General features: G+C 49.5%; 22 protein-coding genes. 8 read left to right on the top strand and 14 right to left on the bottom strand.

All coding sequences use genetic code 11. The features are described from left to right. Positions 1–176 precede the first annotated feature (176 nt). Together GN278_06135 and GN278_06130 are read right to left on the bottom strand one after the other, a co-directional pair. The gene (locus tag GN278_06135) at positions 177–824 is read right to left on the bottom strand and encodes a hypothetical protein (GenBank protein XAT60437.1); all 648 of its coding nucleotides are present in this window, start codon (positions 822–824) and stop codon (positions 177–179) included. Between the two features lie 72 nt (positions 825–896). Beyond that, complete coding sequence (locus tag GN278_06130; protein XAT60436.1) at positions 897–2,033, bottom strand: UDP-phosphate N-acetylglucosaminyl 1-phosphate transferase; 1,137 nt, start codon at positions 2,031–2,033, stop codon at positions 897–899. Positions 2,034–2,610: 577 nt separating this feature from the next. On the opposite strand from GN278_06130, the gene GN278_06125 reads away from it, so the two are divergent. Further along, positions 2,611–2,829, top strand: a complete 219-nt coding sequence (locus GN278_06125) for a hypothetical protein (protein ID XAT60435.1) — start codon at positions 2,611–2,613, stop codon at positions 2,827–2,829. A gap of 35 nt (positions 2,830–2,864) precedes the next feature. Beyond that, positions 2,865–3,107, top strand: coding sequence for a hypothetical protein (locus GN278_06120; GenBank protein ID XAT60434.1), 243 nt, complete (start codon positions 2,865–2,867; stop codon positions 3,105–3,107). Between the two features lie 52 nt (positions 3,108–3,159). Here the strand turns inward: GN278_06120 and GN278_06115 are convergent, their stop codons facing one another. Beyond that, a complete protein-coding gene (locus tag GN278_06115; GenBank protein XAT60433.1) occupies positions 3,160–4,497 on the bottom strand; it encodes a proline--tRNA ligase in 1,338 nt (445 codons plus the stop codon). A 195-nt stretch (positions 4,498–4,692) separates the two neighbouring features. Here GN278_06115 and GN278_06110 point away from each other — a divergent pair, with 195 nt between their 5' ends. From GN278_06110 to GN278_06100, 3 genes are all read left to right on the top strand, one after another. After that, the gene (locus GN278_06110; protein XAT60432.1) at positions 4,693–5,793 is read left to right on the top strand and encodes an AI-2E family transporter; all 1,101 of its coding nucleotides are present in this window, start codon (positions 4,693–4,695) and stop codon (positions 5,791–5,793) included. Then, entirely contained in the window at positions 5,790–6,476 is a 687-nt protein-coding gene (locus tag GN278_06105) for a chromosomal replication initiator DnaA (GenBank protein ID XAT60431.1), read from the top strand. Before GN278_06110 ends, GN278_06105 begins: the two co-directional genes overlap by 4 nt. Positions 6,477–6,543: 67 nt before the next feature. After that, on the top strand, positions 6,544–8,094 hold the full coding sequence (locus GN278_06100; GenBank protein XAT60430.1) for an exopolyphosphatase: 1,551 nt from the start codon (positions 6,544–6,546) through the stop codon (positions 8,092–8,094). 59 nt (positions 8,095–8,153) lie between these two features. Here the strand turns inward: GN278_06100 and GN278_06095 are convergent, their stop codons facing one another. The 8 genes from GN278_06095 to GN278_06060 all read right to left on the bottom strand — a co-directional run bounded on the left by GN278_06095 (position 8,154) and on the right by GN278_06060 (position 16,691). Further along, positions 8,154–9,617, bottom strand: a complete 1,464-nt coding sequence (locus GN278_06095) for a calcium-binding protein (protein XAT60429.1) — start codon at positions 9,615–9,617, stop codon at positions 8,154–8,156. A 310-nt stretch (positions 9,618–9,927) separates the two neighbouring features. Beyond that, entirely contained in the window at positions 9,928–10,872 is a 945-nt protein-coding gene (locus GN278_06090) for a hypothetical protein (GenBank protein XAT60428.1), read from the bottom strand. A 276-nt stretch (positions 10,873–11,148) separates the two neighbouring features. Next, positions 11,149–12,570 carry a calcium-binding protein gene (locus tag GN278_06085; GenBank protein XAT60427.1) on the bottom strand — a complete coding sequence of 474 codons (1,422 nt, stop codon included), beginning with the start codon at positions 12,568–12,570 and terminating at the stop codon, positions 11,149–11,151. A 273-nt stretch (positions 12,571–12,843) separates the two neighbouring features. Beyond that, positions 12,844–13,524, bottom strand: a complete 681-nt coding sequence (locus GN278_06080; GenBank protein ID XAT60426.1) for a DnaJ domain-containing protein — start codon at positions 13,522–13,524, stop codon at positions 12,844–12,846. A gap of 42 nt (positions 13,525–13,566) precedes the next feature. Beyond that, entirely contained in the window at positions 13,567–14,064 is a 498-nt protein-coding gene (locus GN278_06075) for a GNAT family N-acetyltransferase (protein ID XAT60425.1), read from the bottom strand. Continuing rightward, entirely contained in the window at positions 14,052–14,663 is a 612-nt protein-coding gene (locus GN278_06070; GenBank protein ID XAT62564.1) for a VOC family protein, read from the bottom strand. The genes GN278_06075 and GN278_06070 overlap by 13 nt, the downstream gene beginning before the upstream one ends. An 85-nt stretch (positions 14,664–14,748) precedes the next feature. Then, a complete protein-coding gene (kynU, locus tag GN278_06065; protein XAT60424.1) occupies positions 14,749–15,945 on the bottom strand; it encodes a kynureninase in 1,197 nt (398 codons plus the stop codon). Beyond that, complete coding sequence (locus GN278_06060) at positions 15,942–16,691, bottom strand: SDR family NAD(P)-dependent oxidoreductase (protein ID XAT60423.1); 750 nt, start codon at positions 16,689–16,691, stop codon at positions 15,942–15,944. The genes kynU and GN278_06060 overlap by 4 nt, the downstream gene beginning before the upstream one ends. Positions 16,692–16,980: 289 nt before the next feature. Here GN278_06060 and GN278_06055 point away from each other — a divergent pair, with 289 nt between their 5' ends. Both GN278_06055 and pntB read left to right on the top strand, forming a co-directional pair. Then, a complete protein-coding gene (locus tag GN278_06055; protein XAT60422.1) occupies positions 16,981–18,552 on the top strand; it encodes a Re/Si-specific NAD(P)(+) transhydrogenase subunit alpha in 1,572 nt (523 codons plus the stop codon). A gap of 15 nt (positions 18,553–18,567) precedes the next feature. Then, on the top strand, positions 18,568–20,010 hold the full coding sequence (gene pntB, locus GN278_06050; protein ID XAT60421.1) for a Re/Si-specific NAD(P)(+) transhydrogenase subunit beta: 1,443 nt from the start codon (positions 18,568–18,570) through the stop codon (positions 20,008–20,010). 69 nt (positions 20,011–20,079) lie between these two features. Here the strand turns inward: pntB and scpA are convergent, their stop codons facing one another. Then, positions 20,080–22,209: a methylmalonyl-CoA mutase gene (scpA, locus tag GN278_06045; GenBank protein ID XAT60420.1), complete on the bottom strand. Its 2,130-nt coding sequence runs from the start codon at positions 22,207–22,209 to the stop codon at positions 20,080–20,082. A gap of 128 nt (positions 22,210–22,337) precedes the next feature. On the opposite strand from scpA, the gene GN278_06040 reads away from it, so the two are divergent. Beyond that, the gene (locus GN278_06040; protein ID XAT60419.1) at positions 22,338–22,763 is read left to right on the top strand and encodes a DUF4174 domain-containing protein; all 426 of its coding nucleotides are present in this window, start codon (positions 22,338–22,340) and stop codon (positions 22,761–22,763) included. Between the two features lie 61 nt (positions 22,764–22,824). On the opposite strand, the gene GN278_06035 is transcribed toward GN278_06040, so the two are convergent. Together GN278_06035 and GN278_06030 are read right to left on the bottom strand one after the other, a co-directional pair. Further along, the gene (locus tag GN278_06035; protein ID XAT60418.1) at positions 22,825–24,825 is read right to left on the bottom strand and encodes an acetyl-CoA carboxylase biotin carboxylase subunit; all 2,001 of its coding nucleotides are present in this window, start codon (positions 24,823–24,825) and stop codon (positions 22,825–22,827) included. A 13-nt stretch (positions 24,826–24,838) separates the two neighbouring features. Next, positions 24,839–25,189 carry a hypothetical protein gene (locus tag GN278_06030; protein XAT60417.1) on the bottom strand — a complete coding sequence of 117 codons (351 nt, stop codon included), beginning with the start codon at positions 25,187–25,189 and terminating at the stop codon, positions 24,839–24,841. Positions 25,190–25,237 lie beyond the last annotated feature (48 nt).

Genomic DNA, 25,237 nt, shown 5'->3' with positions numbered 1-25,237 from the left:
TTTAGGATGGGTATGCCTTAACTCCAAAACAGAAAATCATTCGCAACATTTTTAGGCCCAACTGCATTGCCTTTCGGTCAGGGAAAACCCCGAGCAATTATTCTCCATCACCTAGTCACCCTTAATCAAAACCAATCACTTTAATTTACGGCCGAACCTAACGGGAAAAAGGAGTATTATTCAGCGTTTACAAGAAACCCTCCGGCAATGATGTTAGTGGAGCTGTCACCATGGAATGCGCCAATTGCTTTTTGACCTCCAACAAGACCATCCAGTTCGCCTGCAACGCCCGAAAGTGATACTGAACCTGTAAGGTCCTTGCCTGAAAACTTACCATTGACCACCAGTTTACCGTTGTCGCTTGTTCCTCCAAGAGTACCTTTTGCAAAATCAGCCGTCAACGTAATTGCCCCAGATTCAGACGTAAGCCGGCCTGTCATAGTACCTACTATAAAGCCGTTTTTCATTTCAATTTCTGATATTGTTGCTGCTCCGTAAACGCCTTTCATCTGGGCTTGCCCAGACGAAGGAGGCGCTTCAACCGATGTCGAAGGCACCAATCCGGCATATCCTCTGAACCCAGATTGATCATCCGTTGCTCCAGCTACATAAGCATATCCATCACCGTCCTCATCAATGTATTTTCCAGATCTGCTATTAAATATGGAATCGCTCACATTGGAGCTTATATCACCGGTATTAGAAGGAGTAACAAAGCCAGAATCAGTTCCGTCTGAAGGACCGCCACAAGCACCACATAAAATTAAAATAGCTAGAAACTTTACAGCGTGGAATGACGGCACGCAATTTAATCGATCAATCATCTTCTTACACCTCAAATTCTTTTCTAAAATTGATGGGAAAAAAACTTCACTAAAAAAAACTTGTAAAGAAATTTACTCTGCAGGTGTGGCACGCTCAGTGGGTTCAGAGCGCTGATCTGAACTGAGGAACAGCCCATAAATTGGTAATGTCATCCGCCCAATAAAATGCCTTAGCCGTCGCCGGCGAATAACAAATATCGCCAGTGAATATGTTAGCCAAAATACTCCAACTGACACCATAACGATCAAAAAACTATTCAATGGTTGATCAACGAAGATCACCCCACCCGCTACCGGTAGAGCGGCGAGTGGCAGGATTGTGGCTGTTGCCAGCGGGTTCGCAACCTTTTTACTAAGTTTGCCCCCCGACATAATTTCCCAAAATCTCATGATCAACTGATGAAAATGTAACCGGTCTGGTTTGTCAGCACGTCCATTGGAAAAACGCCGTCGTCCAATGGCAAAAACAGTGTCCATGACCGGCCAAAAAATAACGGCAAGCATCGCCCATGCGGAAATCTCGGGTTGCCTGTGCATGAGGAAAATAATCATCCATCCGAGAATAAAGCCAAGGCTGTAAGCCCCTGCGTCACCCATGAAAATACGGCCTAGTGGATAGTTGAGGATAAAAAGCCCAATGGTCGCAAACATCACCAACGTCGCAAGATGGGCAATCATTGGTTCGTTGAATTTTGCGGCAATAAGAGCAAGGGCCCCAGAAGAAAGAATGACTTTGCCTGAGGCAAGTCCATTTACACCGTCAATTAGATTGATGGCATGCACCAAGCCGGTCACAGCAAATACAGTAAACACTATACCGACGGGCGCCCAAATAAAGGCAAAATCAACAACCGGAACATCAACCCGGTCAATCCATATACCAAAGACAGCGATGCCCAAAAGCGTTGCGATGGCCGCTACGGCCAGTCGGATCCTAGGCGATGTAGACCGGCCCAAGTCCTCGATCAAGCCAAAGACAAACACCGGAATTGTACACAGCAAAAGCTCGACATCAATCTTTCCGCCCGAAATTAAAATCGTAATGAAAATCGCTAACAGCACCGCGCTACCACCAAGACGCGGTGTCGGCAACTGATGCGAGGCCTGTGGCGCAAAAAGGTGCCGGTCCTCACCTTTAAATAGCGTGTGGTAAGCCCATATAAAAAAAAGGCCAATCCCCATAGATAAAATGGTTGCTAGGACATACATTCCAGACTCATCTTTAGTAAACTACTATTGTATTCAATTCAAAGACGGACACAATTCGTGAATACCTTACCCCCGCTTAACTTTCGGACTCCTGCAAGCAATCCGCTTCTTGCAAATCTAATACACCCAAATTGCACCCTGAGGCAACTTTTAGCCCAATCAACCCAAAATTGCAATTATTTAGTACTCTAAAATACGTCATCGATGGAATAACGTACGGTTGTAGAATTAGGATGGAAGGTTTGAATGACGCTGAATTCTCTGCTTATTAATCAACCAGAATCCACTATGTGATGCTAATTGCCACCTAGAACGGGAAATTTTGTGGATGACCTCCAATTTCTCACATGATTGAAGCACATTCTCAAGATTACCCACAACCCATGGATATTGATCGCAAAAATTCGCTACATATGGGTTAGGTGACCAAGATATTGTCATTAATTTGTCGCACCTACCCAATTATTTTGCACTTCTTGCCAGAATTGTAATGACTCGGCGGAATTTCGCCTATAGAAGGGCGGTGAGACAAGATGTCTCGATAATAAAGAAATAAACAGAACAATCGGAGGGAACTATGATTGATAAGATTAAAGCCTCAGTGGCTGCGCTAACAGATGTTGGCATAGCTCTTCTAGCCTTTGCAATTGTTGCGTCATTGCTTGTTGGCGCTGATAACATGGCCTTCTTGGGCGATGTTGTTGAAAACATTACTGCACTTGTACAACAACTGGGGAACGCTGGCCTAGCCGGTTTGATTTCTCTAGGCGTGGTCCTGTGGCTGTTTAACAGGTAAAAGCACTTCTCCCCCAAGATAATGGAATATAAAATATGTCCTCTCTCACAAGCACTCTATCCAAGGCAACTGAAATGCTGTGGAAGGTGGCCGAGATCGGATTTGTGGCCAATTTGGTCATTATTTTAGTCTACATTCTCTTGGGGGAAACCAGTGGTAATTTTGTAATTTCAGTTGTTGCTAACACCATTCTTTTGGTTGATGCCCTTACATATCAAGGTGTTGTAACCATTGTCCTGGCGGCATTTCTTTATCGCTATTTTACACAAAAACTATAACTCAGAGCGAACTGAGCACCAAAGAAACAGCATGAAAATCCAAATGAACTGTTTAACTGGACGCGTAAATACCTGCGATCCGGGTAAGCGCCTGTTCTATTGGTAATTCTTCACTGTCGCCAGTCCGGCGAGATGTCACTTCAACCACCCCGTTTTTCAGTCCCCGCGGCCCAACTGTGATGCGCCATGGAAGACCAATAAGGTCCATCGTTGCAAATTTGCCCCCTGCCCGTTCTTTGCGGTCATCATAAAGTGGCTCAAGCCCCAAAGCTGTCAAACCCGAATACAGCGCCTCACAGGCAGCATCGGTTTCATCATCACCCTGTTTAAGATTAACAATTCCGCAGTGAAACGGCGTCACGCCTTCAGGCCAGATAATGCCCTTCTCATCATGACTGGCTTCGATAATTGCCCCAACAAGCCGGGAAACGCCGATCCCATGGCTGCCCATATGAACCGGGACTTTATTGCCCTGATCATCGGTGACCAAAGCCCCAAGTTTTTCTGAATAAAGCGTTCCAAAGTAAAAAATCTGCCCCACCTCAATGCCGCGGGCTGACCGCTGGCGGTCGGCAGGCAAGCCCTCAAATGCAGCGCTTTCATGGGTTTCACCAGTGCGGGCATAAAGCGCGGTAAACTCTTCCATCACTGACTGGCACTGCGCGACATCATCATAGTCGATATCGCGCGCGCCGAGCCGGATGTCGGTTACCTTGCTGTCATAAAACACTTCGCTTTCGCCAGTATCGGCAAGAACTAAAAACTCATGCGTATAATCGCCGCCAATCGGGCCGCTATCGGCCCGCATCGGTATAGCCTGCAATCCCATCCGTTCATAGGTGCGCAGATAGCTGACCAGATGGCGGTTATAGGCATGTAAAGCATCTTCTTTGCTCAAATCAAAGTTATAGCCATCTTTCATGTAAAATTCGCGGCCCCGCATCACCCCAAACCGTGGCCGGATTTCATCGCGGAATTTCCACTGCACCTGATAGAGTGTTAAAGGCAAATCTTTGTAGCTATTGACATGGGCGCGAAACACATCTGTGAACATTTCTTCTGCCGTAGGAGAAAACAGCATATCACGGCCCTGACGGTCCTTCATCCGCAGCATTTCTTCGCCGTAGCCATCAAACCGCCCGCTTTCGCGCCATAAATCTGCCGATTGCAATGTGGGCATCAACATTGGGATGTGACCGGCACGGATTTGTTCTTCATGCACAATATCCTCAATCTTGCGCATCACTTTAAAGCCCAGCGGCAGCCATGAATAAATCCCCGCACTGGCTTGTTTGATCATCCCTGCACGCAGCATAAGCCGGTGGCTGACAATCTGTGCTTCGGACGGGTTTTCCTTTAAAACGGGCAGAAAATAGCGTGACAGGCGCATGGCGGCTCCTTTGCCTTGGCGTTTAGTTTCCTTTACGGAGAAATGGCCAAACTGACAAGGCAACGCTGCAGGAAACTTGCCGCAATATGAGATTTCGGCCTGATCACCCTCAAAATTCTAACTTTCTTGAGCCCAGCTTGCATCTTGGCCGCGTTTACGACAAATATGCCATTAGGGGTTCTTTGCGGAGTTATCATGGCATTTTCAACTCGACACCAATTGACATATTGGGGAATTGCTGGCGCGGCATTATTTGCCGTTCTTTGGTTTTTGGGGGATGTTCTTCTGCCTTTTGTTTTAGGGGCGGCGATCGCTTATTTCCTTGATCCTCTCGCGGATAAACTCGAACGCCTGGGACTTTCTCGTGTTCTGGCGGTGTTGGTTATTTCTTTAGCTGTTGTGATTGTTCTATTACCCGCAGTGATTTTTGTGCTGTCCACTCTAACGGGGCAGATTGCTGCCCTTGGAAGCCTAAGCGTGCCTCCTGATCTGATAAACGAAGTCGAGGAACGGTTGCAAAATTTCTTGCCCAGCGCGCTTACCAAGGATCTTGATCTTGAAACTTCAATTGCTCAATTAGCTGAGTTTGTGCGATCCCGCGCAGAGCAGCTTTTCAATAGCTTTGGCGGCCATATTTTTGGAGCTTTGATGTCCTCAGCAGCGTCATTGTTCAATATTGTCCTGTTGTTGGTTATTGTCCCAGTGGTGACGGTCTATCTGCTTTTAGACTGGGATAGAATGATTGCACGGCTTGATACATTTCTACCACGTGACCACGCTCCAACTGTGCGCCGCATCGCAAGCGAAATTGACCACACCCTGTCGTCTTTTGTGCGGGGCATGGGCTCTGTCTGCCTCATACTGGGCAGCTACTATGCCATTTCTCTTTGGCTTGTTGGATTAAACTTTGGGCTGGCCGTCGGGTTTTTCGCAGGCCTTGTGACCTTTATTCCCTATCTCGGTTCGTTGGTGGGCGGAGCCTTGGCCATCGGCTTGGGGCTCATTGAGTTCTGGGGCGAATGGGGCAAATTGGGGCTGGTCGCTGGCATTTTCTTTCTTGGCCAAGTGATTGAGGGCAATTACCTCACCCCAAAACTGGTGGGTCAATCGGTTGGGCTTCACCCTGTTTGGCTGCTATTAGCGCTATCGGTCTTTGGTGCACTGTTTGGATTTTTGGGAATGCTCATTGCTGTCCCTGTAGCCGCCACTTTGGGTGTTTTGGTGCGCTTTGGGCTTGATCAATATAAAAATGGACGGCTTTACAAAGGCCTGTCAGAAACTGATGAAAAACCGTGACATCAAAACAACTTATTTTTGATCTGCCCAGCCGCACCGCATTAGGACGAGGCGACTTTTTCGTAAGCCAAAGTAATACCATTGCGCTGTCCTTGATAGAAGACTGGCAAAACTGGCCAGGCGGCAAGCATACACTCAGTGGACCAAAGGGATCGGGTAAAACGCACCTGGCGCATGTCTGGGCAGAGATCAGCAATGCTAACATTATTTCCGCCCATGATATCCGCACCCACGAAAACGCAATTTTGGTCCGCAACAATCTAGTTATTGAAGATGTCCCAGATGTAGGCGAAGACACGGCAGCCCAAGAGCAACTGTTTCATCTGCACAACCTGTTTGCTGCTGAAAAAAAGTTCTTGCTATTCTCCGGCCGCAGCACGCCACTAAACTGGAACATTACGCTGCCTGATTTAGCCTCGCGCCTGCAAGGCGCACGCAATGCCACGCTTAATCAGCCCGATGATGTGCTGTTTTCCGCCCTCTTAGCCAAGCTTTTTGCAGATCGTCAAACCTACCCCACACCCGATGTAATCCAATATCTGGTGGTACGTTTAGAGCGGTCTTTTGCTGAAGCTCAGAGCTTTGTGGAAAGGTTTGATGCCGCTGCATTGCGCGAAAAGAGGCCCATGACCCGTAGCTTTGCAAGCAAAATTCTAAACACTGATCTTGGATCAGAATATTGACCTATGCCAACAGCAGCGTCATAGAAAGATCAACCAGCCCCCAAAAGCGCCTTTCAAGGATCCTTTTATGACCTCACCCCCGCCGCCATCGGATCATGACTGGGATCAAATCGAACCACAGATATTTTTTGATGAGGCAAAACGTCGACTTTCCAAAGTTGGGGTGATTGATGTGGGCTCAAACTCAGTTCGGCTAGTTGTTTTTGACGGCGCTGCCCGATCCCCAGCTTACTTCTATAACGAAAAAATCATGTGCGCACTTGGAGAAGGGCTTGCCACAACCGGGCACTTAAACCCAACCGGCCGGGTACGGGCGATCAATGCCATCAACCGGTTTTGTCACTTGGCCAAAGCGATGGATATCCCAGAGCTTACAGCCGTCGCCACTGCGGCCGTGCGCGATGCAAAAGACGGCCGCGCGTTTTGCGCAGATGTCTTACAGGCTACGGGTCAAAAAATCAGAATTATTAGCGGTAAGGAAGAAGCCCGGCTTTCTGCGCAGGGAGTGATGCTCGGGTGGCCAGGCGCTTATGGCTTAGTATGTGATCTGGGCGGCTCGTCCATGGAGTTGGCAGAAATTTTTGACGGCAAGGTTGGTAAATGCGCGTCCTCCCGCATTGGCCCCTTTAAACTTATGGATATTTCTGGCGGTAGGGTTGAACGGGCCAAAGCTATTGCAAAATCGATCACCAAACTGGCCAAGAAAATGGGCCCACAACACAACCGGTTGTTTCTTGTTGGTGGTTCTTGGCGGGTGCTTGCGCGGGTGGATATGGTGCGTCGAAACTATCCGCTTTATGTGCTGCATGAATATCGGATGACACCGGAAAGTGTCGCTAAAACACTTGTTTATCTAAGCACCGCAAATTTGGAAGAGCTGCGCAAGAAATGTACTGTATCAGCCTCCCGTATGGCTTTGGTGCCGTATGCCGCAGAGGTTTTGAAAACTTTGCTTGACACATTCCAACCGGTCGACATTGCCGTTTCCAGTTATGGGATCCGCGAGGGCATGCTGTTTGAGCAAATGCCAAAAGCCATTCGCGATCAAGATCCTCTGATTGAAGCCTGCGCTTTTTCTGAGGCGAAAGACAGCCGCGTACCTGGTTTTGGCTTGCGTTTATATGACTTTGTCAAACCTCTGTTTCCGGATGCAGATTTAGAGCTTGAAAGGCTGATCAAGGCTGCCTGTCATTTGCATGATGTCAGCTGGCGCGCGCATCCCGATTACCGCGCCGAAATTTGTTTTGATAATGCAACACGGGCCAACCTTGGAGGGTTGAAACACTCTGAACGAGTGTTTTTGGGACTGTCGCTGATGCACCGGTACCGCAACAAACGCGAGGGCGGGCGGTTTGCCGATCTTTTTACGCTGCTGTCAGAGGGCCAAACACAACAAGCGGAAGTGCTGGGCAAAGCCATGCGGCTTGGGGCTATGATGTGGATTGCGGGGGATGAAAAACGTGCACGCCTGCACTGGGACGAAAACACCCGCCTGCTGCGCCTAAGCCTGCCGCCCGAAGCAGCGCCGCTTTATGGTGAGGTCGCACAGGCAAGACTAAGCTCCTTGGCGACATCGCTAAAAGCCGAATTTGAATTTACCACCAGTGGCAAGCTTTAGTTCAAACTTTTCGTTCAAGAGGAGTTCACGTGCGCGGCGTATAGCGACGGGTATCAGCTTTACAGCGCTATCAGTTTAATATTGCCTGCCTCAATTCCATCTTGTGTGGCTTTAACAACCGCGACCTGACTGCCGTCAAAAATGATAGAAATATCTGATTTTGTTCCCACAGCGCTACCTTCTGCAGGGGGTATTTCCTTCAATTCCAACAAGGGATCAGACTGAGGATCACTAAGCTCACTTGCTTCATAATAGATTTCAATCCTGTCATCAGCTCCGTCAAAATCAAGGATTTGTGCCGCGTCGCTGCTTTCATCCGCGATTACCAGAAAGGTATCCTCTCCGCTTCCACCTGTGGCTATATCCTGGCTCTCAACAACAATGGCATCATCGCCCGCACCGCCATAAAGAATGTTATGGCCTCCCCAGCCGACCATAAAGTCATCACCCTCACCGCCGCTCAGCGAGTCGTCGCCTGCACCGCCAAATAGAATGTCATGCCCTTCACCGCCATCGAGAGTGTCGTTGCCAGCCCAGCCATCCATTAAGTCATCGCCAACACCGCCTTCTAGGCTGTCATTGCCTTCACCGCCAAACATAAAGTCATCGCCTTCACCACCATCAAGCGTGTCGTTGCCAATCTCACCATCCAGAAAGTCATTTCCAACACCGCCCTTTAGCAAGTCGTCGCCATCCCAGCCGAACATAATGTCATGCCCTTTACCACCATCTAGAGTGTCGTTGCCTTCCCAGCCATCCATTAAGTCATCGCCAACACCGCCTTCTAGGCTGTCATTGCCATCCCCGCCGAGCAGTGTGTCGTCACCTTCACCACCATCAAAAGTGTCGTTGCCAGCCCCTCCAGCCATTGCATCATCGCCCTCGCCGCCTTCTAAGCTGTCATTGCCATCACTGCCGTCCATCGCATCATCGCCAGCACCGCCGTTGATGGTATCGCTGCCAGCCCCGCCAGCCAGAAAGTCCGTACCGTTCCCACCATCAATCACATCATTGCCGTTATCCCCGAAGATAAAATCGACACCATTCCCTCCAAAGAGTTGATCATCACCCCATTCGCCCACTAAAAAGTCATCCCCAGTGCCGCCATTTATGGTGTCATCAGAAGGCTGGCCACTGTTTGGTATTTGAGAGTTACCCGCGTCACCGAATATGATGTCATGGCCTTCGTCGCCTTCGATAAAATCGCTGCCAGAACCGCCAACTATCGCATCATGACCCGATCCGCCGTAAATCTCATCATTACCGCTGCTACCGTCAATCTGATCTTTTCCAGCATTTGCATTGATCGTATCATCACCATCCAAACCGTTGATACTATTGTGTCCATCATCGCCATCGATATTATCATCGCCGCTTGTTCCGAAGAGGGTTTCTAAATCTGCTGTATCACTGGAAGACGCATTTGCGTCTTTACCTTCATTGTCCTCGTCGTCAAAATACCCCGAATTTTCGACAACGGCCCAGCCAAGAAGCATGGGTAACATCATAAGCAAGCCAAGCATTTTTTATCTCAATACTATAAACAGAATAATAATTAAGATTGATGGTACACCCATTAGTAGATTATATCAATGCCCCACAACTTATTATAGGTGCGCTTGAGGGGTTTCACGGCTAGATCAAGTTTTGCTTTTGCAACTGGTTGTTCTTGCAATTTGATTGCTCTAACCAACCATATTAATAACTTAAAAAATAGCGGGTATCGCTAGAAATTCCGGTAGAGGCGCTAAAGCTCATCTCTGGAATTATTAAAGGCCGAATTTTCGTTCAAAAGAGCTTTACCTATGCGGCCTCTATAACCATGCGTGGAATTTAGACCGCTACCAATTTGATATCGCCGGCGTTAATTTCATCATGCGTGGCTTTAATAACTGCGACCTGACTGCCGTCAAAAATGATAGAAATGTCTGATTTTGTTCCCACAGCGCTACCTTCTGCAGGGGGTATTTCCTTCAATTCCAACAAGGGATCAGACTGAGGATCACTAAGCTCACTTGCTTCATAATAGATTTCAATCCTGTCATCAGCTCCGTCAAAATCAAGGATTTGTGCCGCGTCGCTGCTTTCATCCGCGATTACCAAAAAGGTATCCTCTCCGCTTCCACCTGTGGCTATATCCTGGCTCTCAACAACAATGGAGTCATCGCCTGCACCGCCATCAAGAATGTTATGGCCTCCCCAGCCGACCATAAAGTCATCACCCTCACCGCCGCTCAGCGAGTCGTCGCCTGCACCGCCAAATAGAATGTCATCGCCCGCATCGCCCTCTATGCTGTCACTGCCGGCCCCACCGAAGATGAAATCGCTTCCATTCCCTCCAAAGAGTTGATCATCACCCCATTTGCCCACCAAAAAGTCATCCCCATTTTCACCATTTATTGTGTCATCAAAAGACTGGCTATTGCTCGCCGTTTCAGAATTAGCCACGTCACCAAATATAGTATCATGGCCGTCGCCGCCTTCGATGAAATCGCTACCAGAACCGCCGTCAATCTGATCGTTTCCAGCATTTGCGTTGATTGTATCATCACCATCCAAACCGTTGATAATATCCTGGCCTTCAACGCCCGTGATATTATCATCGCCGCTGGTCCCTACTGCCGAAGAATTAATGTCAGAGGCGTCTTCGTCGTCAAAAACCCCCGAATTCTCAACAACAGCCCAACCAAAAAGCAGGGGCAACATAATAAGCAAGCCAAGCATTATTAATCCTAGTACTATAAACAAAATAATAATTAAGGTTAATGCTACACCCATTAGTAGATTATATCAATGTCCCACAACTTTTTATAGGTGTGCTTGAGGGGTTTCACGGCTAGATCAAGTTTTGCTTTGGCAATTTAATTACTCTCACCAGCAATATCAACCACTCAAAAAATAGCGAGTATCACTAAAAATTTAGGATGGGGTGTCAAAGTTCATCCGCGACATCACTAATGGCTTAATTCGTATTTTTCACCAGTGATCCACTTTAAGTCAAATTGATTAAAACAAGCGCTTAATGCTTTCTATATCCCAAGTAAAACAAGGATATTAGACTGCACGCAAAAATACGTCTTCGGCCGCAATTTGCTCAACACCGTCTTTAACACCGTCTTTGATGACAGCGACCTCTTTTGTAATGACTGTGACCGCGTTCCCATTGGCCTCGCTTGCTTCAAACGTGATTGTAAGCTTGATTGAAAGATCGGATGGCGCTCCGTCTTTTGGGGCCACTTCCAAAGTTGGGACAGAAGCCAAACCGCTTTGAGGGTATTGAATTTCAATCTGGTCTTCGCCTTTGGTAAAATCGAGGATTTGCGCCACAGGATCGGCTTTATCCTCACCGTCGGCTTCATCCTCACCGTCGGATTTATCCAAGATCACCTCAAACACATCATTTCCTTTTCCACCCGTCGCTGTATCTTCGCTATCAACCACAAGGTTGTCTGACCCCGCGCCGCCGAAAAGTTGGTCTACCCCTGCCCCGCCAGTCAGCTTATCATTGCCGCCATCGCCTTGCAGAATGTCGTCTCCGTCATCTCCAAAAATATTATCCTCTAAAGTCCCGCCGTTGATGGTATCCGCGCCAGATCCACCTTTGATCATATCGCTGCCTTTGCCACCCGTAATACTATCATTGTCTGCGCCGCCGTAAATGTCATCATTGCCATCACCGCCCTCAATCGTGTCCGCACCTTCGTCGCCGTATAATTTGTCATTGCCCTCGTCGCCAGACAAAATATCAATGCCTTTTCCACCCGAAAGATAGTCACCTTCGGTGCCGCCTTTTAGAGTGTCATTTCCATCGCCACCAAACAGGTTATCATGTTTCAAACCACCTGAGAGGCTGTCATTGCCATCACCTCCGAATAATTTGTCACTGCCATCGTCGCCCCAGAGCGTATCATTATCCAAGCCACCTGATATAACATCATTCGACAGGCCGCCGCGGAGTACGTCTTCACCATGATCTCCGTTAATCGTGTCCTGCCCTATCCCACCTTCGATGATATCATCATCACCGCCTCCGGTGATACTGTCGTGCCCTGCACCGCCGAAAATTTTATCGGCTCCTTCATTTCCGTTTAGAATATCCTCTCCATCATCGCCCCAAATCTGGTCATCATCCAACCCACCACTGATGGTATCGTTTAAACTTCCACCCCGCAGTGTGTCGCTGCCATCTGCACCAATGATCCCATCATTCCCATCTCCACCATCAATCAAGTCGTTGCCACTGCCGCCATCAATTTGATCGTTTCCAGCATTCGCATTAATGGTATCATTACCCTCTAAACCAGTGATGATATCCCGACCTTCAAAACCGGTGATACTGTCATCGCCATTGGTTCCTGGTTCCGCTGTATCGCCCGTTTCGCTTGCAGATTCTTCTTCGCCTGCCTCAAAAAGACCAGAATTTTCGACCACGGCCCAGCCAATGGCGATGGGAAGAAACATCAGTAAGCCAAGCATGATTTCTCTCAATACTATAAATAAAATATACTTAAGGACTAAAATATACCCTTATAGGTATATCAAATCAAGTGGATGGCGTTGACCCATAACAGTAGCGAAACAATCCATTTCAAATTCGGCTATTGATCCACTATCTTGCTGTTTCTGTGATTAAATTACATCAACCCTTCCCTGTCGCGCGATTAGAGCAATCAATTTAAAAGTGTCTTGAGCGAATGAAGGGGCGAATCGCACCCACTATGTGACGGTCTTATAAAATCATCAGTCGAGTTAACCCCGCTCCGCAACAATTTCATCAAAGGCGTGATTGATCTGGCTCATACGTCGCTCAGCAAGTTTCACCGCCTCTTCCGGGACGCCGCGGGCAATCATTTGATCTGGATGGCTTTCGCGCGCCAAGTTCCGCCAAACCGATTTAATTGTTTCAAAACTATCGTCCGGGCTGACCCCTAAAACTATATATGGATCGGGAACTTCATCCGTCACATACCGTGCACGCAGCATTCGAAATTCGCGGTTGGTAAGGCCAAATATTTCCGCAACAGTTTCCAAAAATGCATTTTCACTGGGATGATAATGCCCGTCAACGGTTGCAATATGGAAAAGTCCATCCAGCAAATCTTTCAAGATCTGATTACCACGGCCAAACATTACACTGATCCTTCGAGCGTAAAATTCATAGCCAGAAACATCCTGACGCGCTAAATCAAACACTCGGGCAGCTTGGGTCATTTGTGACTTTGGAATGTAAAAAACCTGTCGAAATGCCGTGACTTCATCTCTGGTCACCAACCCATCGGCTTTGGCCATTTTTGCGCCTAAGGCAATGACCGCAATAGTGAAACCAACAGAATGTTCGGGCGGGGTGCGCAAGCGGTCAAACACTGCTGAAAGAGCTTCGCCTTTTGTAAGTGCTTCAATGGCTTGTGATATGCGTGTCCAAATTGACATTTGATGAGTTTAAACTGATCTCATGCGATTGTCAGCGTGCAATCAGAGAAATTTCTGCAAAAGAACTAAATCCATCCAGCGATCAAATTTATATCCCACCTGAGGCAGAACCGCCACCTGTGAAAAGCCAAGCGATTTATGGAATGCGATACCCGAGGGATTTTCCCCACTCACCCCGGCCCAAAGCGTGTGCACCCCGGCTGCGCGGGCATGACTCATAAGAGTTTGCATCAGTTGCCGCCCAAGACCGCGGCCCCGCGCCCGCTCACCCAAAATAATCGAATGCTCCATGGTGCGCAAATATCCTGGGCCACCGCGAAATTGAAAATAGGTGCAGAACCCCATTACGCCTTGACTGTCCTCGGCCAAAAAAAATCCTTTCCCTTCGCGGTTGCAATCCTTGATCTGCTGCGCGAGCCCGGATATTGTTTTTTGCCTAGAGGTAAAGGTGACAGCGCTATCGCGGATCATCGGGTTCCACAGTGCGGCAATTGCCTTGGCATCCTCGGGTATGACCGAGCGTATGGTTATCGCAGACATTTCAAGCCCCAAGGGGTATCAATTTCAACTTCAAAAGATGGCTGCTCTGAATGTTCCACAATCACGCGGGTATCTTTTAGAGAAACCATTAGAAATTGCGTGAGCTCGTAAGGGTTGGGATGGGTGATTTTTAATTTTCGCAGCCGGCAACCTTGGTTGGGCAAGCTGTTTGCAGGAGAGGGCACATCCCCCCAGTCTATGAGTGCCGGAGCACAGCCATCAAGCGGCAAGCAACCATTTTCCGGAACCGTTATATGCCATTTAAGATCGCCTCGGCTCACCTCAACCATCGGCCCTGTTCCGGCCAAGGCGCATGGTAAATCAGTGGCTACCTCGTTGGTTTTGCAAATCCAATTTGTCAGGCGGGGCGGGCCGCAAAACCGATCAAGATCGAACCACCTGCAATGGGGCACTGCACTGGCCAAAGGGTCAACAGCAATCACTTCAAGATAAATATCACCCAAACCAAGTAATCTATTGTGGGTTCCAAAAAGCCGATGCTTGCCGCCCCCTGCCATGGGAACGCTAAGCGCCGTTTCAACATAGTCCACGCCTTGTTCAAGGGTTTCCGCAGCTATGACGATATGGTCAAGCGTCAACATAATTGATTTTATTCACAAATCCCGACCCCACCGCAATTAAAATCGCCCAATGCAGCAGAGAAAGATCGCAAACCTATGCACCCTAAGTGACGCGCGCCTTTATCTTAAATTCTGATTTATCCCACAAGTTGTCCTGCATGATTTCGGTTAAAATTTCACACCCCGCCAAAACATCATCCCGATCTAAATATAGCGGTGTAAACCCAAACCGCATAATATCCGGCGCTCGAAAATCACCAATGACGCTGCGCTCAATAAGCGCCTGCATAACCGCATAGCCATGGCCAAAATGAAATGAGACCTGAGAGCCACGCGCAGCTGGATCACGCGGTGAGGCCAGTGTGAGCATTGGGCAGTTTTTCTCGACTGTCTCAATAAAAAGCGTGCTTAATTCTATCGACCGCTCGCGCAGGTCAGCCATGTCAACCTGATCCCAAATATCAAGTGCTGCCGCAAGGCTTGCCATGGCAATCACCGAAGGTGTGCCCACACGCATTCGCTCAATACCTTCACCTGCTGCATAGCTTGGCTCAAACGCAAACGGGGCTGCATGTCCCAACCATCCAGACAAGGCCGGACGGGCGCGGTCTATATGGCGGGGGGCCACATATATAAACCCCGGTGATCCTGGGCCACCATTGAGGTATTTATAGGTGCAGCCAACAGCAAAATCTGCCCCGCACCCCATTAGATCAACCTCAAAGGCCCCTGTGGAATGCGCTAGATCCCAAACCGTAAGCGCCCCGACCGCATGCGCCTTGGCCGTAAGACCGCGCATATCATGGCGCCGCCCTGTGCGGTAATCAACTTCGGTGATCAGCGTGACTGCGACCTCATCAGTAATATTCTTGGCAATATCTTCTGGGGCAACAACGCGCAAATCATGGCCAGCATTAAGCGATTTTATCAAACCTTCAGCCATGTAAAGATCTGATGGAAAATTCCCACTATCAGAAAGAATAATACGCCGATCAGGACGCATCTCAAGCGCCGAGGCAAGCGCTTGGTAGACCTTGATCGATAGGGTATCACCAACCACCACATGTCCGCGCTCTGCACCAATCAACCGCGCAATCCGATCCCCAACCGACACCGGCTGCTGCATCCATCCGGCATTGTTCCAACCGGTAATCAACATCTGGCCCCATTCACTTTCCATCATCCGGCTAACCTTTTGGACAGCAGCTTTTGGCAACGGGCCAAGCGAGTTGCCGTCCAGATAAATCACTCCATGAGGAAGATTAAAAAGTGTTTTTGTATCAGAAAAATTTGTTTTCATACCTGACCTCCTGCAATATTGATCGTTTGTCCGTTTACGCTTGCGGCGGCCGGCGCGCAAAGCCAGAGGGCAGCCTGCGCGATCTCATCGGCATCAATTAATCTTTTATGCAGATTTGAGCCCACCATCATTTCCATAGCTTGATCCTGAGTGAAGCCACGTTTTTGGATGGCATCAAGATTTGCGTCTATAATAGGTGTATCAACATATCCGGGGCAAAGGGCATTAAAAGTGATTGGGCCACCAAGATATTCTTCTGAATAAGAGCGGATCAAACCGATGAGCCCATGCTTGCTGGCGGCATAGGCGCCACCGCCCTTAAGCCCTCTGATCCCTGCGATTGACGAGACGCCAATCACCCTGCCCCAATCCGCCTGCACCATCGAGCGCATGGCTTCGCGAATTGTGATGAAGGCACCATCAAGGTTGGTGGCCATGATTTTGCGCCAAAGATCCATTTCAGTTTTTTGCAGCGCCCGACCTTCCGCAATCCCTGCGTTGGCAATACAAATTTGAATGGGCCCTCTCGCTTCCACTGCCTTTGCAATGGTGTCGCGCTGTGCCTGCTCATCCGTGACATCCATTGCCAGTGGATAAATCCGCTCAATGCCCACCTCTTGCAGCACCGAAAGCCTGCGACCAGTGATGGTTACATGAGCCCCCTCGGAGGCCAAAGCGCGCGCAATTGCCAACCCTATTCCAGTCCCGCCCCCGGTCACCAAAGCATGTGCACCATTTAATGACATCGCAAATTCCTCCCGATCACGAAACTCATATCAATCCTTTAGCAAAGCGCAAGCATCTAGGCTGCTTTGCGCACCGATAATGTGCCCATCAAGCCTCTTCTGGCTTGGACCATTCAAAGGTGCGAGACCGTTTCACATAAAACAACTCTTACAAAAAGATCAAAAAACAAACCAATGGAGAATTCCGGCACGTAAATATCCAATTACGGCATTCACATTTGCGCGTGTTGGCTGTAACTAACACGGCACAGAAGATCAAAGATAAAAATTATTCGTGGAGAGCGTGCCAATGAAAATCGGAACCCCCAAAGAAACTTTTGTTGGCGAAGCACGAGTGGCAATGACCCCAGAAAGCGCGCTGCAACTGCAGAAACTTGGCCACGAATGCTTGATCGAAACGGGCGCTGGACAGGCCGCCGGTTTTTCTGACGATGTTTACAAAGATGCCGGTGTAAAGGTTGTTAAAACAGCCGCCGCCCTTTGGAAAGCAGCTGATACAATTGCAAAAGTCCGCCCGCCAAATGATACTGAGGCAAAGCGGTTGAGCGATGGCAAAACTCTAATTTCATTCTTTTTCCCAGCACAAAGTGAAGAGCAGATGGCGCAGATTGCGGCAAAAGGTGCCAGTGTGATTGCGATGGATATGGTGCCCCGAATTTCGCGGGCTCAAAAAATGGACGCGCTGAGTTCAATGGCAAATATTGCCGGCTACCGGGCCGTGATTGAGGCTGGAAATAATTTTGGCCGGTTCTTTACCGGTCAGGTCACGGCCGCCGGCAAGGTCCCTCCCGCAAAGGTGTTGATTGTCGGGGCTGGCGTGGCCGGCTTGGCTGCGATCGGCACGGCCACATCGCTTGGCGCTATCACCTATGCTTTTGATGTGCGTCCGGAAGTGGCCGAACAAATTGAATCGATGGGCGCCGAGTTTGTTTTCCTAGACTTTGAAGAGTCTCAGGCAGATGGCGCTGAATCAGGTGGCTATGCTGCGCCATCCAGCCCTGAGTTTCGCGAAAAGCAATTGGAAAAGTTCCGCGAACTGGCCCCGGAAATGGATATAGTGATTACCACCGCGCTGATCCCCGGACGTGATGCGCCCAAGCTGTGGCTGGCCGATATGGTGGCTGCTATGAAACCCGGATCTGTGGTCATTGACCTTGCAGCTGAGCGGGGCGGCAATTGTGATCTAACTGTTGCTGACGAAAAGATCGTCAGCAAAAACGGCGTGACCGTTATTGGATACACAGATTTCCCAAGCCGCATGGCAGCGCAATCTTCGACGCTCTATGCAACAAATATCCGCCATATGATGACGGATTTAACGCCTGAAAAAGACGGACAGGTGGTCCATGACATGGAAGATGATGTCATCCGCGGGGCCACCGTTACGCATGCGGGCGCTGTTACCTTCCCACCGCCCCCGCCAAAAATTCAGGCCATAGCGGCCCAAAAGAAAGAGCCGGTCAAAGAGCCAACGGCAGAAGAAAAGCAAGCCGCCGAGGCCGCCGCGTTTAAAGAGGCTACGAAACAGCAAGTGGGCATGCTGACCATAGGGGCAGTTCTAATGCTTGTGATCGGAGCCTATGCACCTGCCAGTTTCATGCAGCACTTTATTGTTTTTGTTTTGGCAGTATTTGTTGGCTTCCAAGTGATCTGGAATGTTAGCCATTCCCTGCATACGCCTCTTATGGCGATCACCAATGCGATATCATCAATCATCATTCTGGGTGCTTTGATGCAAATTGGCTCTGGCTCGTTCCTCGTGCTTCTGCTGGCAGCCCTGTCGGTCTTTATGGCCGGCATAAACATTTTTGGCGGTTTCCTTGTGACACGGCGAATGCTCGCCATGTTCCAGAAATCTTAAGAGAGGACGAAGAACATGGACATCGGATTTACAACAGCAGCTTATGTAGTTGCAGCTGTTCTCTTCATCCTCTCGCTCGGAGGCCTCTCCGGACAGGAAAGTGCGAAACGTGCAGTATGGTACGGCATTGTGGGCATGGCCCTTGCCGTATCAGCCACACTGATCGGCCCGGGTTCTGGCCTATGGCCTTTGTCTATAGTCCTAATCGCCATTGGCGGCTATATCGGTATGCAATTGGCCCAGCGGGTGCAGATGACGCAAATGCCCGAACTTGTGGCCGCCATGCACTCACTAGTTGGCCTTGCGGCAGTTTTCGTGGGCTTCAATGCAGACTTTGAAATCGAAAATGTCCGTTTTGCACTTGAAGAAGGTGGCGACGGCGTTTCAGCTCTTACAGGATTTGCAGCTGTGGTGGCCAAAAAGACCGCCGTTGAGATAAATATTCTTCGGGTTGAGCTATTTTTAGGGATCTTTATCGGCGCCATTACATTCACCGGTTCTGTGGTGGCTTACGGCAAACTTGCCGGCCGCGTAGACTCAAAAGCAGTAAAACTTCCCGGCGGTCATGCTTTGAACGCTGCGGCCGCTTTTATCTCAGTCTTCTCATTAATCTGGTATTTCAATTCAGGTGATTTCTTGCCGCTGGTCATTATGACAATTGCAGCCCTCTTTATCGGCTGGCATCTTATTATGGGCATCGGCGGAGCCGATATGCCTGTTGTTGTTTCGATGCTCAATTCCTATTCGGGTTGGGCCGCTGCAGCAATTGGCTTTTCGCTTGGCAACGATCTTTTAATCGTGGTTGGTGCCTTGGTCGGATCATCTGGTGCAATCTTAAGCTACATCATGTGCAAAGCGATGAACCGATCTTTTGTGTCGGTGATCCTTGGCGGCTTTGGCGGCACAACCGGGCCGCAAATGGCCGTAGAAGGCGAGCAGGTCGCGATTGAAGCTGATGGCGTTGCGGCAGCTTTGAATGATGCCGACAGTGTGATTATCATCCCCGGCTACGGCATGGCCGTGGCGCAAGCGCAGCAGGCAGTCAGCGAGCTGACAAAGCGGCTGCGGGCCAAAGGAAAATCCGTCCGCTTTGCAATCCATCCGGTGGCTGGCCGTTTGCCCGGCCATATGAATGTGCTTTTGGCAGAAGCCAAAGTTCCCTATGATATCGTGCTCGAAATGGATGAGATAAACGATGATTTTCCAAAGACTGACGTGGCGATTGTCATCGGCTCAAACGACATTGTGAACCCGGCTGCACAAGATGACCCAAACAGCCCAATCGCAGGTATGCCGGTGCTGGAATGCTGGAAGGCAAAACAGGTTTTTGTGTCAAAACGCGGACAGGGAACGGGATATTCGGGCATCGAAAACCCACTTTTCTTCAAAGAAAACACGCGGATGTTCTATGGGGATGCCAAAGAGTCGTTGAATAAACTTCTCACAATGATCGAGTGAATTGAACCAATTTTAAGACGAAAGCCCTACCCCACTAAAATTAGAGGGGTAGGTTACGCTATTGGTTCTTTAGTCACGTGTTGCGCGGATCAATTCCAAAATTTCTTGTGCAGCGGCGGGAATATTGGTTCCCGGTCCAAAGATTGCCTTGACGCCTGCGGACTTTAAAAAGTCATAATCCTGTTGCGGGATCACACCGCCGCAAATCACCAAAATATCGCCAGCATCACGCGCTTCAAGCACCTCGATAAGTTTGGGCGCAAGTGTCTTGTGACCTGCTGCCTGACTGGAAATACCAATCACATGAACATCATTGTCAATGGCATCCTGCGCGGCTTCATCAGGAGTTTGAAAAAGCGGACCAACATCAACATCAAAACCGATATCAGCAAAGGCGGTGGCGATGACTTTCGCGCCTCGGTCATGCCCATCCTGTCCCATTTTTACCACCAGCATGCGCGGCCGGCGGCCTTCCTCTTTGGCAAATTGCTCAACCGACTTTTGGATTTTCTCAAACTCTGTATCGCCTTCATAAGCTTTGCCATAAACCCCCGCTAATGTTTTCACTTCAGCGCGGTGGCGCCCAAACACTTTCTCCATAGCCATGCTAATCTCTCCAACGGTAGCGCGCGCGCGGGCAGCTTCGACAGCTGCTTCTAGCAAATTACCACCTTCGGCCGCACGCCGCGATATTTCGCCCAGCGCCGCTTCACAGCGCGCAGCATCGCGATCTTCGCGGATTGAATCTAACCGCGCGATCTGCGTTTCGCGTACGGCAGCGTTGTCTATATCGCGAATTTCAATGTCATCCTCTTGATCAAGGCGATATTTGTTTACCCCCACAATCACCTGCTCGCCGCGATCTATATTGGCTTGCCGCTGGGCTGCGGCTTCTTCGATACGCAGTTTCGGCATTCCGCTGGCCACAGCTTTGGTCATGCCCCCCATGGTGTCGACCTCTTCGATGATCTGCCATGCCGCATCGGCCAAATCCGCGGTCAGCTTTTCTACATAATAGGATCCTGCAAGTGGATCGACTACATTGGTCACGCCGGTTTCTTCTTGCAATATAAGCTGAGTGTTGCGTGCGATACGGGCGGCAAATTCAGTTGGCAATGCAATCGCTTCATCCAAAGCATTGGTGTGCAGCGACTGGGTGCCACCCAGAACAGCGCTCATCGCTTCATAAGCTGTCCGCACCACGTTGTTATAAGGATCTTGTTCTTGCAAGCTGACACCTGAGGTCTGGCAATGGGTCCGCAGCATTTTTGAGCGCGGGTTTTTCGCCCCAAGATCGGTCATGATGCGATGCCACAAAAGCCGCGCTGCACGCAGCTTTGCTGCCTCCATGAAAAAGTTCATTCCGATCGCGAAAAAGAACGACAGCCGCCCAGCGAAGTGATCCACATCCATCCCGCGTGCAATGGCTGTTTTGACGTATTCTTTGCCATCAGCCAGTGTAAACGCCAGTTCCTGCACTAAATTCGCCCCGGCTTCCTGCATGTGGTATCCAGAGATCGAAATAGAATTGAACTTGGGGATTTCGTTTGAGGTATATTCTATAATATCCGCCACAATGCGCATAGAAGGTTCGGGCGGATAAATATAGGTATTACGCACCATGAACTCTTTTAGAATATCATTTTGAATGGTGCCAGATAGCTTTGCTTTATCGTGGCCTTGCTCTTCGCCTGCGACAATAAAATTCGCCAGAACTGGGATCACCGCGCCGTTCATGGTCATTGAGACAGACACTTGATCCAAAGGGATGCTGTCGAAAAGAATTTTCATGTCTTCGACGCTATCAATGGCAACGCCGGCCTTGCCAACATCCCCAATCACCCTCGGATGATCACTGTCATATCCCCGGTGTGTGGCCAAATCAAAGGCCACCGAAACCCCTTGCTGACCAGCTGCCAATGCTTTTCTGTAAAACGCATTTGATGCCTCAGCCGTGGAAAAACCTGCGTATTGGCGAATGGTCCACGGCCGACCGGCATACATCGTTGACCGAACCCCGCGGACAAATGGCTCTTGGCCCGGCAAGCTGTCCATATGGTCCAGCCCAGAGACATCTTCGGATGTATAAAGCGTATTGATATCAATACCTTCAAGCGTTTTCCATGTCAGATCCTCTAGGCTTTTGCCGCGCAGTTCTTTTTCGGCGGCCGTGCGCCATGACTGTTTGCTATTCGCCATTTCTCTCTCCTTAGCGGGTCTGCAATCTGAACGCAGCGGCCCAGTTTGTAAAATTTTTCTTTTGTTTCGGCGCCCAGCCCTTCGCAAATGCCTTTGGCTGAACTATATGCAAGACAAAGGGAGTTCGTATGAAACAATTGATTTTGGCAGCAATACTGTCGGTAACCGCCGCAATCGGATTTGCCGATGAGCATGCCGATCTATTCCAAACTGTAACATCAGAAACAGACCTGGAGACATTCGCCTGGCAAAATCGTTTGATTATCATCTTTTCCAATTCAAAACAGGATGTCCGTTTCCAAACCCAGATCGAATTTCTACAAATTGATCCTGCCGCTTTAGCAGAGCGAGAAATCGTGGTTTTAACAGACTCTGACCCAGCAATGGACAGTCCGCTGCGGCAAAAATTCCGCCCCCGTGGGTTTACGATTTTGCTCATTGGAAAAGACGGGCAGGTTAAACTGCGCAAACCATTTCCATGGGATTTGCGCGCACTGAGCCGAGCAATTGATAAAATGCCCATGCGCCGACAGGAAATTAAAGCCAAGAAATAATGCGGTCTTGAGCGAAGTAACCCGCGCGTGAAAATTCGATTTATCAAGGCGTGGGCCATCCTTACTCGAACTCCATAATAATATCATCCACTGCCAAACTGTCACCAGAAACGGCATTGACGCACCCCACAATCCCTTTGCGCTCGGCACGTAGGATATTTTCCATTTTCATTGCTTCGACGGTGCACAAAGCCTGACCTTCTTCAACCTGCTGACCGGGCTTCACATCAATTTTCACCACCAATCCGGGCATTGGGCACAGCAGCAGTTTTGAGGTATCGGGCGGTTGTTTTTCCGGCATTTTATCGGCAAGTTCGGCTTGACGTGGGGTGCGAACATGCACTTTTAAATCTGCGCCCCGGCTGCGTACATGAAAGCCGCCGGGAATCTTGGTGGTCTTCATTACCAAAGGCGCGCCGTCCACCATCATTTCCGCTAGAGCCGTCCCTGGGGTCCAATCAGAGGACACCCGCAACTCTGGCTTATCGGCAAAGCGCACAGTAGAGCCCTGCGGGTCCGCGTTGATCACAATCTCATAACGCTGCCCGCCTAGTGTGACCACCCAGTCATCGCCAACTTTTCGTTCATGATTGTCGAGCCGGCCCGATATTTTTGCACGGCGGATTTCAGCCACACGGTGCATCGCCGCACAGCTTGCAGCGATCTTGCGTAACATAGGCTCGGCCAATTGCGCGCCGGTAAATCCATCAGGATATTCTTCGCCGATAAACGCTGTCGTGATCGCGCCACTGACAAACTTCGGATGATCCATCACCGCGCTTAAAAACGGCAGGTTATGACCAATGCCTTCGACCTCAAACTGATCAAGTGCCAAGCGCATGTGTTCAATCGCCTCGGTGCGGCTTGGCGCCCAAGTGCAAAGCTTGGCAATCATCGGATCGTAATACATGCTAATTTCGCCACCCTCATAAACCCCGGTATCATTGCGTATAACAAAAGCGTCAGTGGCGATTTCAGCAGGTGGGCGATATCGGGTCAAACGACCAATAGAGGGCAGAAAATTCCGATAAGGATCTTCGGCATACAGCCGATTTTCAATTGCCCACCCATTTATAGTGACATCTTTTTGGGACAACTCAAGTGCTTCGCCATTTGCAACACGGATCATTTGTTCCACCAGATCAACGCCGGTAATCAATTCGGTCACCGGATGTTCAACCTGCAAACGGGTATTCATTTCCAAAAAGTAAAATTTCTTTTCGCTGTCCACGATGAATTCCACTGTTCCGGCGCTGGCATAATCTACTGCGCTGGCCAGTGCACAAGCCTGAGCACCCATCGCTTTTCGAGTTGCTTCATCCAAAAATGGAGAGGGCGCCTCTTCGACCACTTTCTGGTTGCGCCTTTGAATCGAGCATTCGCGCTCGCCCAAATAAATGCAATTTCCATGCGTGTCAGCAAGCACCTGAATTTCGATATGCCGCGGCTGCGTGACAAACTTTTCGATAAAGATGCGATCATCGCCGAAACTGCTTGCGGCTTCGTTTTTTGACGATTGAAAGCCCTCGCGCGCCTCATCATCAGACCACGCAATCCGCATCCCTTTTCCGCCACCGCCGGCAGAGGCTTTTATCATCACGGGATAACCAATCTCTTGGCTGATGCGCACAGCTTCTTCGGCATCTTCAATCAAACCCATGTAGCCCGGCACTGTGCTTACACCAGCGTCCTGAGCAATTTTTTTACTGGTTATTTTGTCGCCCATGCTTTCGATCGCGCCCTGTGGCGGGCCGATAAATGCAACACCTTCGGCGGCCAAAGCGGCGGCAAACTTCGGGTTTTCTGACAAAAATCCATATCCAGGGTGAACCGCTTGGGCGCCTGTTTCGCGTATCGCCTTTAGGATATTTTCGATGACGATGTAGGATTGGTTCGCTGGCGGTGGACCGATATGTACGGCTTCATCGGCCATTTGAACATGTAAAGCATTACGATCGGCATCTGAATACACAGCAACGGTCTTTATTCCCATCCTGCGCGCAGTTTTTATCACTCGGCATGCTATTTCACCACGGTTTGCAATTAAAATTTTGTCGAACATGGGCAGGTCCTTCTTACTCGCGGTCAAAAGCGTCAGGAAAAGTGGATTGAATAAGCGGCAGATCAAGGATCAATTGTGCCTCATAACTGGTTGGATCAAACGGATCATCATGGGGCTTTACTTCGCGCTCGAAAAGCCAACTTAGACGGCCAGCATCTAGGTTCCCGCGCTCAAAGGGCTGATCCCAGAATTGCTCCATCAAGGCTCTCACAAACGCTGTATCTGCCCGCCTATCGGCCGGTTTTCGGTCTTTAAAGCGATCACGCCGTACAATCGGCGTTATCCCCTTTGGATTGGGGCGCCGGATAGTGAATTGAAAGTCCGTTCCGGGCAACCGACCCGGAAAGCTGCGGTGTTTTAACATTCCGCACCTCGATGGCTAAAGGTCGTTCCGAAAGCTGTGCTTTTAACT

The sequence above is a fragment of the Rhodobacteraceae bacterium Araon29 genome (genome assembly GCA_039640505.1).
Classification (GTDB): Bacteria; Pseudomonadota; Alphaproteobacteria; order Rhodobacterales; family Rhodobacteraceae; genus CABZJG01.
Note: the sequence above shows the minus strand (reverse complement) of the source record. Positions and strands in the feature narration are given on the sequence as shown.

Coding starts and splice junctions, on each gene's coding strand:
- pntB (XAT60421.1), top strand. CDS start 18,568: ATGGACATCGGATTTACAACAGCAGCTTATGTAGTTGCAGCTGTTCTC.
- GN278_06085 (XAT60427.1), bottom strand. CDS start 12,570: ATGCTTGGCTTACTGATGTTTCTTCCCATCGCCATTGGCTGGGCCGTG.
- GN278_06075 (XAT60425.1), bottom strand. CDS start 14,064: ATGTCTGCGATAACCATACGCTCGGTCATACCCGAGGATGCCAAGGCA.
- GN278_06125 (XAT60435.1), top strand. CDS start 2,611: ATGATTGATAAGATTAAAGCCTCAGTGGCTGCGCTAACAGATGTTGGC.
- GN278_06130 (XAT60436.1), bottom strand. CDS start 2,033: ATGTATGTCCTAGCAACCATTTTATCTATGGGGATTGGCCTTTTTTTT.
- GN278_06030 (XAT60417.1), bottom strand. CDS start 25,189: ATGTTAAAACACCGCAGCTTTCCGGGTCGGTTGCCCGGAACGGACTTT.
- GN278_06110 (XAT60432.1), top strand. CDS start 4,693: ATGGCATTTTCAACTCGACACCAATTGACATATTGGGGAATTGCTGGC.
- GN278_06055 (XAT60422.1), top strand. CDS start 16,981: ATGAAAATCGGAACCCCCAAAGAAACTTTTGTTGGCGAAGCACGAGTG.
- kynU (XAT60424.1), bottom strand. CDS start 15,945: ATGAAAACAAATTTTTCTGATACAAAAACACTTTTTAATCTTCCTCAT.
- GN278_06115 (XAT60433.1), bottom strand. CDS start 4,497: ATGCGCCTGTCACGCTATTTTCTGCCCGTTTTAAAGGAAAACCCGTCC.
- GN278_06040 (XAT60419.1), top strand. CDS start 22,338: ATGAAACAATTGATTTTGGCAGCAATACTGTCGGTAACCGCCGCAATC.
- scpA (XAT60420.1), bottom strand. CDS start 22,209: ATGGCGAATAGCAAACAGTCATGGCGCACGGCCGCCGAAAAAGAACTG.
- GN278_06060 (XAT60423.1), bottom strand. CDS start 16,691: ATGTCATTAAATGGTGCACATGCTTTGGTGACCGGGGGCGGGACTGGA.
- GN278_06080 (XAT60426.1), bottom strand. CDS start 13,524: ATGTCAATTTGGACACGCATATCACAAGCCATTGAAGCACTTACAAAA.
- GN278_06090 (XAT60428.1), bottom strand. CDS start 10,872: ATGGGTGTAGCATTAACCTTAATTATTATTTTGTTTATAGTACTAGGA.
- GN278_06035 (XAT60418.1), bottom strand. CDS start 24,825: ATGTTCGACAAAATTTTAATTGCAAACCGTGGTGAAATAGCATGCCGA.
- GN278_06100 (XAT60430.1), top strand. CDS start 6,544: ATGACCTCACCCCCGCCGCCATCGGATCATGACTGGGATCAAATCGAA.
- GN278_06135 (XAT60437.1), bottom strand. CDS start 824: ATGATTGATCGATTAAATTGCGTGCCGTCATTCCACGCTGTAAAGTTT.
- GN278_06120 (XAT60434.1), top strand. CDS start 2,865: ATGTCCTCTCTCACAAGCACTCTATCCAAGGCAACTGAAATGCTGTGG.
- GN278_06095 (XAT60429.1), bottom strand. CDS start 9,617: ATGCTTGGCTTGCTTATGATGTTACCCATGCTTCTTGGCTGGGCCGTT.